Origin of the sequence: Zoogloea ramigera (genome assembly GCF_006539865.1) — a bacterium.
GTDB lineage: Bacteria > Pseudomonadota > Gammaproteobacteria > Burkholderiales > Rhodocyclaceae > Zoogloea > Zoogloea ramigera.
Genome location: NZ_BJNV01000024.1, coordinates 1 through 15,169, shown reverse-complemented (window position 1 = coordinate 15,169; position 15,169 = coordinate 1). Strand labels below are relative to the sequence as shown.

The following is a 15,169-nucleotide window of genomic DNA, read 5'->3' as shown; positions in this document are numbered from 1 at the left end:
GGCGTCTCCGGAAGGTTTCAGCGGCGCATCGCGCGCAACTGGCGGCGCGCGATGAACAGGCCGATCTGCTGAAGCGGGTTGCGGTTGCCGCCCGGCCGCCAGGTTTTTACATAGCGGTTGCGGTAGGCGTCGAACTGGAAGCCCCACGGCGCGCATAGCACCTTGCCACGCCCGAGGAGGATCTTGAGCACCTCGACGGCGGTGACCCCGGCGCACAGCTGGCAGGCGGCGCCGGTGCTGGGCCCGCGACGCTCCGAGAAATTGACCCGCGACGGGTCGACCAGGTAACCCCGGTTGAGCATCGCCGGCGACAGGCCAAGCACGAAGCGGACCGCCATTTCGTCCTCGTCGCAGCCCTCGAAGCGAAAATACTCTTCGAAGCTCATGTGGCCGGGCAGGAAGGACAGCACCGCCGTGCCCATCCCCAACGGGGCCGCGGTGACGGCCGGGATGCCGCGCTCATGGCAGGCCTTGAAGGTGTCGCGGCGGGCCTTGAAGGCGAAGAAATCGAGACCGTCGACGTAGATATCGACACCATCGAGGAAGTCGCCAAGGTTGGCCGCATTTACGCCGTCCGGGAAGATGCGGATGTCGAGCTCGGGATTGATGTCACGGGCCATCTCGGCCATCACCTCGACCTTCGGGCGGTCGAGGGTGGACATCATCGCGCCGGCCTGGCGGTTGAAATTGACCAGGTCGAAGCGGTCCATGTCGGCGATGGTGAAGGCACCGACGCCCAGCCGGGCGAGCGTGAGCAGATGCACGCCGCCGACACCGCCGGCACCGGCAATGGCGATCCGCTTACCGCGCAGGGCGGCCTGCTCGGCTTCGGTCACCCACCCGAGATTGCGGGCAAAGGCTTCTTCGTAGCGAAAGGCTTTCTTTGTTGGCGACATGCGATCTGTATCCGTCACGCGAGGAAGCAGTATCATACGATAGTTCGGCCAGCCGGCCGCATCGCCCGTGTCGGCCATGCCCAGCCCGGGCAGCCACGCCCCGGCACGGGGCGGCAAACCCATCCACGCAGCCCGTCGATCGCCATGCACGTCGAAAACGCCCAGAGCAACCGATTGCGCCAGAGGCTCCACTCCGCAAAACAGGTGTATGCCGCCACGGCGAAGCTCGCGGTGCGCAACATCCTGCGCCAGAAGTTTCGCACCGGCATGACCCTCGCCGCGATCATGTTCGGGGTGGTGAGCCTGGTGCTGGCGGGCGGCTTCGTGGCCGACATCTTCATCCAGCTCGGCGAAACCATCATCCACTCCCAGACCGGCCACCTGCAGCTTTTCAAGCAGGACTTCCTCGAGAAGGGCAGCCGCTACCCCGAGCGCTTCCTGATCGAAAAGCCCGAAGAGATCGCAAGCAAAATCGCCGCCCACCCCGAGGTCGATGCGGTGATGGGGCGCATGTATTTCGCAGGCCTGCTCAACAACGGCCGGCGCGATCTTCCCATCATCGGCGAGGGCGTGGAGCCCAACAAGGAGGCCAGGCTGGGCAGCCTGCTCAAGATCGTCGAAGGCCAGCAGCTGCGCGACCAGGACACCGACGGCGTGCTCGTGGGCCAGGGCGTGGCGCATTCGCTGGGCCTCAAGCCGGGCGATTCGGTGACCCTCGTGATGAACGCCGCCGAGGGTGCGATGAACACCCTCGACTTCCGCGTCGTGGGCATCTTCCAGAGCTTCTCCAAGGAGTTCGACGCCCGCGCGGTGCGCATTCCGCTGGCGGCCACCCAGGAACTCATGCAGACCAAGGGCGCCAACCAGCTCGTGGTGGCCCTGCATCGCACCGAAGACACCGACAAGATGCTCGCCAGGCTGGGGGCCGAATTCAGCGGCACAAGCTTCGACCTGCGCAGCTGGCGCACCCTGTCGGACTTCTACGACAAATCGGTGCAACTCTACGACGCCCAGTTCGGCGTGCTGCGCCTGATCATCCTGGTGATGGTGCTGCTGTCGGTGACCAACAGCGTCAACATGAGTGTCTTTGAGCGCCAGGGCGAGTTCGGCACCATGCAGGCGCTGGGCAACCGTCACCGCGACATCGTCCGGCTGATCATCGTCGAATGCACGATCCTGGGCCTGGTGGGCGCTCTGCTTGGGGCCCTGCTCGGGATGCTGCTGGCGCTCGTCATCTCGACCATCGGCATTTCGATGCCGCCGCCGCCCAATGCGAACATCGGCTACACCGCTTTCATCCGGATCGTCCCCGCCACGGTGATCGGCGCGTTTTTCGTCGGATTCATCGCCACCGTGCTGGCTTCTGTCTACCCCGCATTCAAGGTGTCACGCATCCCGGTCGTAGATGCCTTGAGACAGAACGTTTGAACTGACCATAAAGGGCCTTCCAGCCATGTCCTTACTCGATAGGTTCAGCCTGGGCGAAGGCTTCCGAAAATACTTTCAAGTTGAGCCCGCGTTCACCGACGAACTGCGTAATGCCGTGTACGGCATCCGCCACGAAGTGTATTGCGAAGAACTCGGCTTCGAGCCGGTGCGCCCCGACCGTCGTGAAACCGACGACTACGACCGCCACAGCATGCATTGCCTGCTGCGCAGTTCGACCGACCCGGCCACCCTGGTCGGCTGCAACCGCCTCGTGCTGGCCCGCCCGGGGGAGCCCGATTTTCCGCTGCCCTTCGAGCACACCTGCCGTGACACCCTCGACCGCTCGATCATCGACCCGGCCAGGCTGCCGCGCCACACGATCGCCGAAGTGTCCCGCCTGGCGGTACGCGCCCAGTACCGCCGACGCAAGGGCGAAACCAAAACCGCCCTCGCCCTCAGCGACGACGACTTCGGCACCAAGGATCAGCCGCGCTTCCCGTACATCCCGATCGGTCTCTACCTGGCGGTGGTCGCCATGGCCAAACGCGAAGGGATAGAGACCCTGTTCATGCTGACCGAACCCCGGCTGGCCGACCACTTCTCCAAGCTCGGCGTCCGGATCATCCAGATCGGCGGCCCGGTGGAGCATCGCGGCATCCGCGTGCCTTCGATGATGAGCGTGAGCGAGGTCATCGCCAGGCTGCGCTTCTTCGTCAAACCCATCTGGCGGGTCGTCGTGGCAGAGATCGACGCCGGCTACACAATGGGCCGGCCGGCTTTTCTGCCTCCACGCTGAGGGCGACGCCGGGCGTAGAATTGCGGGTTTTCCGGGGGCGCCGGCTCGTTCGGCCCCTGGACACCACCGCCAGGAGTCTCAATGAATACCCGCGCTTCCCTCTATCAGGCTCGTTACGGGTCTGCCGAGGTCCCGGTGCCGAGCACCGGCTCGCACCTCATCGACCAGCTTCTCGCCCACCGTTCGGTGCGGGCTTATTTGCCCGATCCGGTCAGCGACGACACCCTCACCGCGATCATCGCAGCCGCCCAGTCGGCCTCCAGTTCGTCCAACCTGCAGGCCTGGAGCGTCGTCGCGGTGCGCGACCCGGAGCGCAAGGCCCGGCTCGCCGCGCTGGCGGGCGATCAGGAACACATCCGCCAGGCGCCTCTGCTTCTCGTATGGCTGGCCGATCTGGCCCGCCTCGAGCGCGTTGCCGGGCAGGTCGACGAAGCCTGCGCGGCGCTCGATTACCTCGAGATGTTCGAAGTCGGCGTGATCGACGCCACCCTCGCCGCCCAGAACGCCGTTGCCGCCGCCGAATCCCTCGGCCTGGGCGCCGTGTATATCGGCGCGATGCGCAATCACCCCGAGGCCGTCGCCGCCGAACTGGCCCTGCCACCGCGGGTAACCGCCGTGTTCGGGCTGTGCATCGGCACGCCCGACCCCGAGGCCCCGGCCAGCGTCAAGCCACGCCCGCCCCAGTCGGTGGTGCTGCACCACGAGACCTATTCGCTGCCCGCGCAGGACGGCGGCCTCGCCGCCTACGACGAGGCCATGCGCGCCTTCTACGCCAGCCAGGGGATGAAGGTGCGCGGCACCTGGTCGAACCACTCGGCCAAGCGCATCCGCGACGCCGCCGCCCTCACCGGCCGTGACCGGCTTGTGGAGGCCCTCCAGGCCCTCGGCTTTCCGCTGAAGTAAGGCACGCACCTGCCCTGCGCGCCGCGGGCCGACGCGTCAGGCGGCCCTCTTCATCTGCTTCTGGTACAAGAACTCCAGGATCGCCGCCCGGTGCTCGGCAAAGCGGGCATCGTGGGCCAATTGCAGGCGGTCCCGCGGCTTGGGGAGATCCACCGCGAGGATCTCGCCGATGGTCGCCGCCGGGCCGTTGGTCATCATCACCACCCGGTCGGACAGCAGCACCGCCTCATCGACGTCGTGGGTCACCATCACCACGGTGGCGCCGGTCTTTTCCATCACACCGATCAGCTCGTCCTGCAGCGCGGCGCGGGTGAGCGCGTCGAGGGCGCCGAAGGGCTCGTCCATCAGCAGGATCTTCGGCTCCATCGCAAAGGCGCGGGCGATGCCGATCCGCTGTTTCATGCCACCCGAGATCTCCTGGGGCAGCTTGTGGGCGGCGTGTGCCATGTGCACCATGTCCAGCGCCCTGGCGGTGCGGGCCTTGAGGGCCTCACGGCCTTCCCTGGCGCCGAAGACGCGCTCGACGGCGAGGTGAACGTTCTCGAAGCAGGTCAGCCAGGGCAGCAGCGAGTGGTTCTGGAACACCACCGCCCGCTCCGGGCCTGGCCCGGCGATCTCCCGCCCGTTGCACAGCATCACCCCCGACGTGGGCAGCGTGAGGCCGGCGATGAGGTTGAGCAACGTGGATTTGCCACAGCCCGAGTGCCCGATCAGCGACACGACCTCTCCACTGTGGATCTGGAGATTGACGTCCTGCAGGGCGACGAAACGGCCTTTCTTCGTGTCGAAGCTCATGCCGACGTTTTCGACCTTGACGATTGCGTTCATTTGAACCTCCCTGGACAGAAAATCAATTGACGCCGTAGCTGAAGCGGCGGGCGATCAGCAACAGCAGGTATTCGAGCAGCAGGCCGACGATGCCGATCACGAAGATGGCGATCAGGATGTGCTCCACTTTGAGGTTGTTCCACTCGTCCCACACCCAGAAGCCGATGCCCACACCGCCGGTCAGCATCTCGGCGGCGACGATCACCAGCCAGGCCGTGCCGATGGAGAGACGGATGCCGGTGAGCATGTAGGGCAGCACCGAGGGGAAGAGGATCTTGGTGATGATCCGGAACTCGGACAGGTTGAGCACCCGCGCCACATTGAGGTAATCCTGCGGCACGCGCTGCACGCCCTGGGCGGTGTTGAGGATCATCGGCCAGATCGAACAGATGAAGATCGTCCAGGTGGAAGCCGGGTCGGCGGCCTTGAAGACCATCAGCCCGATGGGCAGCCAGGCCAGCGGCGAGACTGGGCGCAGCAGGCTGATGATCGGCGCCAGCATGCTGTTCATGAAGGCGAAGCGGCCGATGATGAAACCCAACGGAATGCCGACCAGCGCAGCCACGCCAAAACCCACGGCAACCCGCTTGAGGGACGACAGGATGTTCCAGCCTATCCCCTGGTCGTTGGGGCCGTTGCTGTAGAAGGGGTCGGAAAACAGCACGACGGCGGCGTCGAGGGTCTTGGACGGCCCGGGAAAGTCCGACGACTTCATCGCCACCAGTGCCCACAGGCCAACCACCAGGGCCAGGCCGATCAGCGGCGGCAGCACCGCCCGCATGAAGTTGCCAAAATATTCGCCGACGGACGGGCGATTGACAACGGGGCCCGGCGCCGGCGAGGCGGCAACAGGCGCTTCGGTGGCGGCACCGTCCCTGGCAGCAGGGGTGACGTTCCGGGAGCCGCAGTCCATCTCCGCGGCGGAGGGCCCTTCGAGGCCCCGAGCAAGCGTGGCAGTAGTCATCTTGATCTCCATATATTCAGTGGCGGCGGTGGCGTTCGCCTGCAAACCGTGGGCACCGACGGCGCGGGCGACCGGGTCGCCCGCAACCGGTCAGGCGCGAACCTTGAAGCTGGCGGCGTATTTCTTCGGGTCCTTGCCGTCCCAGACGACACCGTCGATGAGCCTGGAGGTGCGGAAGTCGGACTTCGGCACCGGCACGCCCACCTGCGCGGCGGCCTGCTTGTAGAGCTCGGTCTGGTTGATGGCCTTGGCCACCGCCAGGTAATCCACGTCCTGCTTGAGCAGGCCCCAGCGGCGGTGCTGGGTGAGGAACCACATGCCGTCAGAGAGGTAGGGGTAGTTCACCTGGCCGTCGTTGTAGAACTTCATCAGGTTCTTGTCGGACCAGCTCTTGCCGAGGCCGTTTTCGTACTGGCCGATCATGCGGCTGCGGATCACGTCCACATCGGTGTTGACGAAGCTCTTAGCGGCCACCGTCTCGGCCGTCTTGCTGCGATTGGCGGCGCTGGCGTCGATCCAGCGGGAAGCCTCGAGAATCGCGCAGATCATCGCCCGGGCGGTGTTGGGGTACTTGGCGGCAAACTCGGCGGTGGCGCCGAGCACCTTTTCCGGATGGTCGGTCCAGATGTCCTGGGTGGTCACCGCGGTGAAACCGATCTTGTCGACGATCGCCCGCTGATTCCACGGCTCGCCGACGCAGTAGCCGTCCATGTTGCCGACACGCATGTTGGCCGCCATCTGCGGGGGCGGCACCACGATGTTCTTCACGTCGCGGAAGGGGTCGATGCCGTGGGCCGCCAGCCAGTAATACAGCCACATGGCGTGGGTGCCGGTGGGGAAGGTCTGGGCGAAGGTGTATTCCTTGTCCTTCTTCGCAATAACCTTGGCCAGCGAGACGCCATCCACCGCGCCCTTGTCCTTGAGGGCGTTCGACAGGGTGATCGCCTGGCCGTTGTTGTTGAGGGTCATCAGCACGGCCATGTCCTTCTTGGGACCGCCGACGCCGAGGTGCAGGCCATAGACGAGGCCATACAGCACGTGGGCCGCGTGGAGCTCACCGTTGGCCAGCTTGTCGCGCACGCCGGCCCAGGAGGCTTCCTTGCTGGGGGTGATCTTGATGCCGTACTTCTTGTCGAAGCCCATCACGGAGGCCATCACCACGGACGAGCAATCGGTCAGCGGAATGAAGCCGATCTTCACCTCCTCGATTTCCGGCTTATCGGAACCGGCCGCCCATGCACCGCCGCTCGGAAGCATCGTACTCATCGCAGCCAACCCTCCCAGGCCCGCCCCGGCTTTCAGAAAGCCGCGGCGGGAAAGAACCTTGTCATCAAATTGCTCGCTCATCGCCTGCCCCTGATCCAAAAAAAGCGGGCGTCACATCACCCGCCAGGAAACCTGCGGGGGATGGACGCCCTTGTCCAAGTGAGATCGCCTGATCAAGCCGGCCCGCCGTTGGACCGACTCGATCAAGCTTGAGCGAGGAGTGTGCCAGGCACAACAAGCACATGATTTAATTGAATATTTTTCTCATCTTAAAAAATTACCTCAAAAGAGGTAGGCAAAACCCCCTCAAATGGCGCACTGCTGCGGTGCAGCACGCACCGGATTGGCGCGAGGCCCGCACCTGGCCACCGAAGATCCGCTTATACAAAGGAAAACGGGGCGCCGACACGCAAGCATCGACGCCCCGACATGAAGCCCTCCGGGCAAAACCCTATCCCTTTAGGACTAAGCAAGCAGATTCACAGCAACAGCTTGGCCATCTCGATGACGTCCTGCGCCACGTCGGCCAGCTTGCGCCCGCGCTCCATCGCCAACTTGCGCAGCGCGTGGTAGGCCCCATCCTCGTCGAGCCCGCGCGCCCTCATCAGCACGCCCTTGGCACGGTCGATGGTGATGCGTTCGGACAGCTTGCGGGTTGCGTCGTCCCGCTCGGCACGCAAGTTTTGAAACGCCTCGAACTGGGCGACAGCCACCTCCACCAGCGCATCGAGACGCTCCGGCGACACTGAATCAATCACATACGACGACACGCCAGCCTTTACCGCACGGCGGATCATTCCCGAGTCGGAATCGGGCGAGCACATCAGTACCGGCCGCGGGCAATCGCGGTTCATGATGGCCAGGTGCTCCAGGGTGTCGCGGCTGGGGGAGTCGGCCTGGATGAAGATCACATCCGGCCGGGTCGCCAGCACCTGAGCGGGGAGCTCGAAGGCGGAAGGCAGCACCGCCGCCACCTGATGACCGGCAAGGGCGAGCGCTGCACAGACATCTGCAGCACGCTCGCGGGAAGAATCGACAACCAGCACTCGGAGCATGGGAGGGAATATTCATAGAGACACCCCCAACCTGTAGCACAAAGCGCGCCAGCCAAGCCCAAAATAAAAACCGCGCCGGAGGCTGTCGCCTCAGGCGCGGTTCAGAACAGGCAGGAAGCCCGGGTTACAGCATGGCCTTCAGCAGCTTGGCCATTTCGGACGGGTTGCGGGTGACCGTGAAGCCACACTCTTCCATGACGGCGAGCTTGGCGTCAGCGGTGTCGGCACCGCCAGAGATCAGCGCGCCGGCGTGGCCCATGCGCTTGCCGGCCGGAGCGGTGACGCCAGCGATGAAGCCAACGATCGGCTTCTTCATGTTGGCCTTGCACCACATGGCGGCTTCAGCTTCGTCCGGGCCGCCGATTTCGCCGATCATGATGACCGCGTCGGTATCCGGATCGTCGTTGAACATGCGCATCACGTCGATGTGCTTCAGACCGTTGATCGGGTCGCCACCGATACCAACCGCGGAAGACTGGCCCAGACCGATTTCGGTCAGCTGGGCAACGGCTTCGTAGGTCAGGGTGCCGGAGCGGGAAACCACGCCGATGCGACCCTTGCGGTGGATGTGACCCGGCATGATGCCGATCTTGATTTCATCGGGGGTGATGAGGCCGGGGCAGTTCGGGCCGAGCAGCAGGGTCTTCTTGCCGCCAGCAGCTTCCTTGGCCTTCATCTTGTTGCGCACTTCCAGCATGTCACGGACCGGAATGCCTTCGGTGATGCAGATCGCCAGATCCAGGTCGGCCTCGACGGCTTCCCAGATCGCAGCAGCCGCGCCAGCGGGTGGCACGTAGATCACGGAGACGGTGGCGCCGGTTTCAGCAGCGGCTTCCTTGACGGTACCGAAGATGGGCACGTCGAGGATCTTCTCGCCGGCCTTCTTGGGGTTCACACCAGCCACGAAGCAGTTCTTGCCGTTTGCGTATTCGATACACTTTTCGGTGTGGAACTGACCGGTCTTGCCGGTGATGCCCTGGGTGATGACCTTGGTGTCTTTGTTGATCAGAATGGACATTCGGTAACTCCTTACTTGACCGCGTCGACGATCTTCTGGGCCGCTTCGGCCATGGTGTCGGCAGCAATGATCGGGAGGCCCGAATCACGCAGGATCTGTTTGCCGATGTCTTCGTTGGTGCCCTTCATGCGGACGACCAGCGGAACCGACAGATGGACTTCACGGGCAGCGGTGACCACGCCGGTGGCGATGGTGTCGCAGCGCATGATGCCGCCGAAGATGTTGACGAGAATGCCCTTGACCTTGGGGTTCTTGAGCATGATCTTGAAGGCTTCGGTCACCTTCTCGGTGGTGGCACCGCCGCCCACGTCGAGGAAGTTGGCCGGCTCGGCACCGAACAGCTTGATGGTGTCCATGGTGGCCATGGCCAGACCGGCACCGTTCACGAGGCAGCCGATGTTGCCGTCGAGGGAGATGTAGGCCAGATCGAACTTGGAAGCTTCGATCTCGTCAGCATCTTCTTCGTCGAGGTCGCGCATGTCGACGATCTCGGGGTGACGGTACAGGGCGTTGGAGTCGAAGTTGAACTTGGCGTCCAGAGCCTTGATGGTGCCGCTGCCTTCCAGGATCAGCGGGTTGATCTCCGCCAGGGAAGCATCGGTCTCCATGTAGCAGGTGTAGAGCTTCTTCAGGGCATCGACGGCGAAGGCGACGGAGGCCTCCGGAACGCCAATGCCGCGCGCCAGGGTTTCAGCCTGGGCGTCGGTCAGGCCGACCAGCGGATCCACGAATTCCTTCAGGATCTTCTCGGGCGTGCTGTGAGCGACTTCTTCGATGTCCATGCCGCCTTCGGAGGAGGCCATCACGGCAACCTTCTGGGTGGCGCGATCGGTCAGGACGGCGACGTAATATTCTTTTTTGATGTCGGCGCCTTCCTCGATCAGGAGGTTACGCACCTTCTGGCCTTCCGGGCCGGTCTGGTGGGTCACCAGCTGCATACCGAGGATGGCTTCGGCGTTGGTCCGCACTTCGTCGAGCGAACGGGCCAGCTTGACACCGCCGCCCTTGCCGCGACCGCCGGCGTGGATCTGGGCCTTGACGACCCATACCTTGCCGCCGAGATCTTCAGCCGCCTTGACCGCCGCGTCGACGGAAATGCAGTGGAAGCCCCGCGGCGTGACGACGCCATACTTCCTCAGTAGTTCTTTTGCCTGATACTCATGAATTTTCATGGTTGCCCTTCGATCGAAGTCTTAGCCCGTAAGGCCGCTTACGCTTGGTTGATGGGACTCTTCGGAGCCGTCAAGGCCCCGCGACACCCGCGCCGTTCTCCCTCGTCCAACGCAGATACCGCTTTGCTCCCCGAGTTGCCTGCCGACACCGGCACGACCGCCCGAGGGGCTATTCCGCACCTCTTGACCCGAAAAACCCGGGTTTGGCGGAGCTTTGGAATCCATTGATTATATACGAAACATCGGGCGTATCCGCTTTCACGCTGCAGTGCAACCAGAGGGCGGGCTGCTCACTCGCCCGCCGGCCGGCGGTACCAGCGGGGGTAATACTGCCGCACGGTGGGTGCGCTCGTTTCCAGCGCATGGCAGCGATCGAGCTGAAAAGGCTTCTCATCGGTGTCCTCGTTCTCACGACGGAAGGTCGCGAAGGTCTGGATCGCCGCGGTCGGCAACGAAAACAGCAGCTCGGTGAGATGGGAACATCCGCGCACGTCGGCAAACATCTCGCTGACGGTGCGCCGGAAGCCGCGCAGCAGATTGAGCCCGACCAGGCTTCGATAGGCCGGCCCGATCGTGTCACAGGCGCCGGGATATGGCACCCAGTCGGAGCAGGCCTCCACGGCAATGATCGAGAATGACTTGTCGATCGTCACACGAACAAGCAAGTCGTGTATCGGATCGCCGACCTTGCGGACACCTGAAGCCAGAGGCTGATCCCGATCCTTCAGGTCGGTCAGACGGGCGTCTAGTTCGAGAAGACCATCTTCGCGAAGAAAACCCTCCACCTCGATCCGGCGGAGATGGGCCCGCGAACGGGCGACTTTTGGCATGGGGAGTGGCATCGCAGATCTGAAAGAAAACAAATATCGTAAAAAAAGCCGCCAAAACAGAGCTCGCCACACAAGGGCGCAATTCACAGCCGACAAGAGCCCGCGGCGAAGCCCAAACTTCTTTAGAATACTGTAGCTTTGCCGTGGACGTACGCTTGACTCACCACGTTCCGGCCAACGTAGGCAACATCGGCTTCTGTCCGCCGGATCGACCACCATTTCTTGATGAACAGCTCGCGAAAGCCGCTTTCCCTGCTCATTGCACTGCTGCTGCCCCTGTGGAGCCTCTCCGCCGGGGCCGTCGGGCTGGGCGACTTGACAGCAAAATCGCACCTGGGCGAGCCCCTTCGGGCTGAAATCCGGCTACTCAGCCTGAACGGCGTGGAGCTCGACCAGAATTGCGTGCGTCGCGTCAGCCCCGCAGACGTAGACGACATGCCCTGGATCCGTTCAGCCCGCATTCGGGTTGCTGGCGACAGGCTGATTGTCACCACCCGCGAACCGGTGAACCACCCTATTGCGATGCTCGGCATCCAGTTGGGCTGCGACAGCCCGCTGCGCCGCGACTACCCTGTTCTGCTTCAGCCACCGGTCGGGCTCAGCACCGCAGTGTCGCCGGCTGAAATCACGGCAGAGCCCGCGCCAAGGCCCGCGACGAGCCGGCTCTCTGCCGTCAGCGTGCCCACCGCAGAGCGGAGCGTACAGCCGACGTCTCGCCCGAAGCAGCCCCAGGAGCGCCGTCAGGACAGGCCTGCAGCGCGCAACCTGCATCCCGTGCCCTCGAGCTCCGACCGGCTTCTGATCGGCAGCGGCGCCGACGGGCTCGCACCTCTGCGCATGAGCCTGCTGCTGTCCAGCCCGCCGCAGGGCGACGAACCGGACGGCACACGCCAGCAACTGCGCCAGGAGCAACGGACCCTCGCAGAGATCGACGACCGGATCGCCTCCCAACTCGAGGTCAACGAGAAAATCCGGCGCCTCGAAGAATACCAGCTGATGCTCAAGGAGCGGATCGTCCAGCTCGATCAGCGCAAGCCGGCGCCCGCATCGGCCGCGGCCAAGCAGAGCGAGGCCGCCGCACAGACGCTCAGCGGCACGGACAAGCTGCTCGAAACCCTCAAAACCTGGGCACCGACTCTGGCCGGGCTGGCGGCAGTACTGGCAGGCCTGGGCGCACTGATCTGGATGCGTCGGCGGCGGCACGCCGAAGAGGCCGAAATGACGACTGAGCCGGCCTTCGAAACCGACATGCGGATCAGCGCCCCACCGCAGACCATCGGCAGATCGAAGCGCGAAGAGCCGGCGGAGATGCGGGCGATGCCGCCAGTCCAGCACTCCATCGCCCCGCTGCCTCCGGCAGACACGTCGGCCGAATGGGCGGACCCGACCTTCGCCCCAGCCCACCCGATTCCCTTCGACGAGACGGTGGACGAACAGGACTCCGCGCTGGAACTGGCCGAAATCATGATGTCCTTCGGCCGGACCCAGGGTGCTGCCGAAACCCTGGCAGATTACATCCGCAACAACCCACGCCAGGCCGTCAAGCCCTGGCTCAAGCTGCTCGATGTCTATCACGTGGCGGGAATGCGCAGCGAGTTCGAGGCACTGACCCGTCAGCTCAACAAGACCTTCAACGTCAAGATGGTGAGCTGGAACGACTTCAAGGCAGTTCGCTCCGCGCCCGCGGACACCGTCGAGAAGATGCCTCACATCACCCAGCGCCTTCAGGACCTCTGGGGGACCCAGGAGGCGCAGGCCTACATTCACCAGATTCTGCGAGACAACCGCAACGGTACGCGGGAGGGCTTCCCCCTCAGCGTGGTCGAGGAGCTGCTGCTGCTGCTCGCCATCCTGGACAGCGAGTTCGGCCCCTACAAACCATCAACCGAACCGACCCTGGAGCCCATGGCGCAAGCGGCACCTCCAACCGAGGCCCCCCTCGACTTTTAGTCCGGCAAGCCGCAGCAGACGGGCGGGCGCGTCAAACCGGGTTTTCCACCTCGACAAACTCAGCCTCGACACCAAAAGCCTGGGCCAGATGAGCGCCTAGCGCCTGCACCCCATACCGCTCGCTGGCGTGGTGGCCGATCGCCAGGTAAGCCACCCCCGACTCCCGGGCCAGGTGGGTCGTCTGCTCGGAGACCTCCCCCGATATGAAGCAATCCACGCCGGCCGCGATGGCCTGCTCGAAGTAGGACTGAGCGCCACCGGTGCACCACGCCACGCGCCGGACACTCCGCCTCCCCTCCCCCAGCATCAGAGGCTCCCGCCCCAGCCGCGCCGCGGCCGCCCGAACCAGTACATCCAGCGTCGAGGGGTGGGCGAGCACGCCCGTCCAGCCCAGATCCTGCTCGCCGAATCGCCCGTCGGGCTCCCAGCCCATCAGCCGGCCAAGCTGTGCGTTGTTTCCGAGCTCGGGGTGGGCATCGAGGGGCAGATGGTAGGCGAACAGATTGATGTCGTTACCAAGAAGTGTCGCCAGACGCTTCCGACGCATTCCGGTGACACGACCGTCCTCCCCACGCCAGAAGTAACCATGATGGACCAGCACCGCATCCGCCCCGCGCGCCACCGCTGCATCCAGAAGCGCCTGGCTCGCCGTCACGCCACACACAATGCGCCTCACCTGCGCCCGTCCTTCCACCTGCAGGCCGTTTGGGCAATAATCCTTGAAGCGTGCCACCTCGAGCAGAGTGTCGAGATAGCGCTGCAATTCGACTCGTTCCATGACCGTTTTCCCGTAAACTTGCATTAATTCAACGCGCATGTGCGCGCTCTCGGTGGCAGATTTTACGATGCATCGCCTGTGGATGATCTTTGCTCAAACTGTCACGGTGTCGGTGGCGATCCTGTTCGTCGTCAGCACGCTCCGCCCCGACTGGATCGGGGAGCGCAAGACTCCACCCGCTGTCACGATTCAAGAGGCGGTCGCACCTGGCAGCGTCCCGGCCACGAATGCGCCCAGTTCCTACGCCGATGCCGCCCAGGCCGCCTTGCCTGCAGTCGTGCATATCTTCACGAGCAAGGAAGTCAAAACCCAGCGGCACCCGTTTGCCGACGATCCGCTGTTTCGCCACTTCTTCGGGGACCGTCTCGATAACAGACCACAGCAACGCGCTTCCGGCCTGGGGTCGGGAGTCATCGTTTCATCGGCAGGCTACGTCCTTACCAACAATCACGTGATCGAAGGTGCGGACGACATCGAGGTCGCCCTCAACGACGGCCGCAAACTGTCGGCCCGCATCGTCGGGCGCGACCCCGAATCAGACCTGGCGGTGCTTCAGATCAAGTCAGACGGCAAGCTTCCAGCCATCACCTTTGGCCATCCCGAACAGCTGCGCGTCGGAGATGTCGTGCTCGCCATCGGCAATCCCTTCGGCGTCGGGCAGACGGTCACCATGGGGATCGTATCTGCCCTCGGGCGCACCCATCTGGGCATCAATACTTTCGAAGACTTCATCCAGACCGATGCGGCGATCAACCCGGGCAACTCCGGTGGCGCGCTGATTGACGCCGGCGGGCACCTGATCGGCGTCAACTCCGCCATTTACTCCCGGACGGGCGGGTCGCTGGGAATCGGCTTCGCCATTCCCGTCTCCCTGGCTCGCAACGTGATGGAGCAAATAATCCAGAACGGATCGGTAACCCGCGGCTGGATCGGGGTTGAGGTTCAGGCTATTACAGGCGAGCTCGCCGAATCGTTTGGGCTACCCTCCAGCGATGGCACCCTCATTTCGGGCGTCATGCGCGGCAGCCCGGCAGATCGGGCTGGGATCCAGCCTGGAGACATTCTCCTCGCAGTGGATGGGCGCAAGGTTACTGATCCGCAGTCGATGCTGGAGGCGATCGCCGCGCTGCAACCAGGCCGCAAGGCGGATTTCGAGCTACGCAGAGGAAAGGACATGATGGGGCTAAAAGTAGAGATCGCTCGTCGCCCCGCGCTGTCCCGTGGCGACTAAGCCGACCAAGGTTCATCGCCATCAGCCTCAGCCACTTTAATGCGAACGTCTAGC

Annotated in this window: 14 protein-coding genes; 5 read left to right on the top strand and 9 right to left on the bottom strand. The window is 64.1% G+C overall.

Features of this window, described 5'->3' with window-relative positions:
• Positions 1-17: 17 nt before the first annotated feature.
• Positions 18-896, bottom strand: a complete 879-nt coding sequence (locus ZRA01_RS08645; RefSeq protein WP_141351285.1) for a ThiF family adenylyltransferase — start codon at positions 894-896, stop codon at positions 18-20.
• A 144-nt stretch (positions 897-1,040) separates the two neighbouring features.
• Between ZRA01_RS08645 and ZRA01_RS08640 the strand changes: the two genes are divergently transcribed.
• The 3 genes from ZRA01_RS08640 (at position 1,041) to ZRA01_RS08630 (ending at position 4,023) form a co-directional block, all read left to right on the top strand.
• Positions 1,041-2,324: an ABC transporter permease gene (locus ZRA01_RS08640; RefSeq protein WP_141351284.1), complete on the top strand. Its 1,284-nt coding sequence runs from the start codon at positions 1,041-1,043 to the stop codon at positions 2,322-2,324.
• 25 nt (positions 2,325-2,349) lie between these two features.
• Positions 2,350-3,120: a PEP-CTERM/exosortase system-associated acyltransferase gene (locus ZRA01_RS08635; RefSeq protein ID WP_141351283.1), complete on the top strand. Its 771-nt coding sequence runs from the start codon at positions 2,350-2,352 to the stop codon at positions 3,118-3,120.
• Between the two features lie 81 nt (positions 3,121-3,201).
• Positions 3,202-4,023 carry an NADPH-dependent oxidoreductase gene (locus ZRA01_RS08630; RefSeq protein WP_141351281.1) on the top strand — a complete coding sequence of 274 codons (822 nt, stop codon included), beginning with the start codon at positions 3,202-3,204 and terminating at the stop codon, positions 4,021-4,023.
• Between the two features lie 36 nt (positions 4,024-4,059).
• Here the strand turns inward: ZRA01_RS08630 and ZRA01_RS08625 are convergent, their stop codons facing one another.
• The 7 genes from ZRA01_RS08625 to ZRA01_RS08595 all read right to left on the bottom strand — a co-directional run bounded on the left by ZRA01_RS08625 (position 4,060) and on the right by ZRA01_RS08595 (position 11,168).
• Entirely contained in the window at positions 4,060-4,851 is a 792-nt protein-coding gene (locus ZRA01_RS08625) for an ABC transporter ATP-binding protein (RefSeq protein ID WP_141351279.1), read from the bottom strand.
• Positions 4,852-4,873: 22 nt separating this feature from the next.
• Entirely contained in the window at positions 4,874-5,815 is a 942-nt protein-coding gene (ntrB, locus tag ZRA01_RS08620) for a nitrate ABC transporter permease (RefSeq protein WP_246093471.1), read from the bottom strand.
• Positions 5,816-5,905: 90 nt separating this feature from the next.
• Positions 5,906-7,162, bottom strand: coding sequence for a CmpA/NrtA family ABC transporter substrate-binding protein (locus ZRA01_RS08615; RefSeq protein WP_141351277.1), 1,257 nt, complete (start codon positions 7,160-7,162; stop codon positions 5,906-5,908).
• A gap of 398 nt (positions 7,163-7,560) precedes the next feature.
• The gene (locus ZRA01_RS08610; protein WP_141351275.1) at positions 7,561-8,136 is read right to left on the bottom strand and encodes an ANTAR domain-containing response regulator; all 576 of its coding nucleotides are present in this window, start codon (positions 8,134-8,136) and stop codon (positions 7,561-7,563) included.
• A 124-nt stretch (positions 8,137-8,260) separates the two neighbouring features.
• On the bottom strand, positions 8,261-9,154 hold the full coding sequence (gene sucD, locus ZRA01_RS08605; RefSeq protein ID WP_141351273.1) for a succinate--CoA ligase subunit alpha: 894 nt from the start codon (positions 9,152-9,154) through the stop codon (positions 8,261-8,263).
• An 11-nt stretch (positions 9,155-9,165) separates the two neighbouring features.
• Entirely contained in the window at positions 9,166-10,326 is a 1,161-nt protein-coding gene (sucC, locus tag ZRA01_RS08600; RefSeq protein ID WP_141351272.1) for an ADP-forming succinate--CoA ligase subunit beta, read from the bottom strand.
• Positions 10,327-10,616: 290 nt separating this feature from the next.
• The gene (locus ZRA01_RS08595; protein WP_141351270.1) at positions 10,617-11,168 is read right to left on the bottom strand and encodes a DUF2889 domain-containing protein; all 552 of its coding nucleotides are present in this window, start codon (positions 11,166-11,168) and stop codon (positions 10,617-10,619) included.
• A gap of 213 nt (positions 11,169-11,381) precedes the next feature.
• Here ZRA01_RS08595 and ZRA01_RS08590 point away from each other — a divergent pair, with 213 nt between their 5' ends.
• A complete protein-coding gene (locus ZRA01_RS08590; RefSeq protein ID WP_141351268.1) occupies positions 11,382-13,106 on the top strand; it encodes a type IV pilus assembly protein FimV in 1,725 nt (574 codons plus the stop codon).
• A 31-nt stretch (positions 13,107-13,137) separates the two neighbouring features.
• Here ZRA01_RS08590 and ZRA01_RS08585 read toward each other — a convergent pair whose 3' ends face one another.
• Positions 13,138-13,884 (bottom strand): Nif3-like dinuclear metal center hexameric protein, encoded by a 747-nt coding sequence (locus ZRA01_RS08585; protein WP_141351266.1) that lies wholly within the window; start codon positions 13,882-13,884, stop codon positions 13,138-13,140.
• A gap of 67 nt (positions 13,885-13,951) precedes the next feature.
• On the opposite strand from ZRA01_RS08585, the gene ZRA01_RS08580 reads away from it, so the two are divergent.
• Positions 13,952-15,115 (top strand): Do family serine endopeptidase, encoded by a 1,164-nt coding sequence (locus tag ZRA01_RS08580; protein WP_141351265.1) that lies wholly within the window; start codon positions 13,952-13,954, stop codon positions 15,113-15,115.
• The last annotated feature ends 54 nt before the right edge of the window (positions 15,116-15,169 follow it).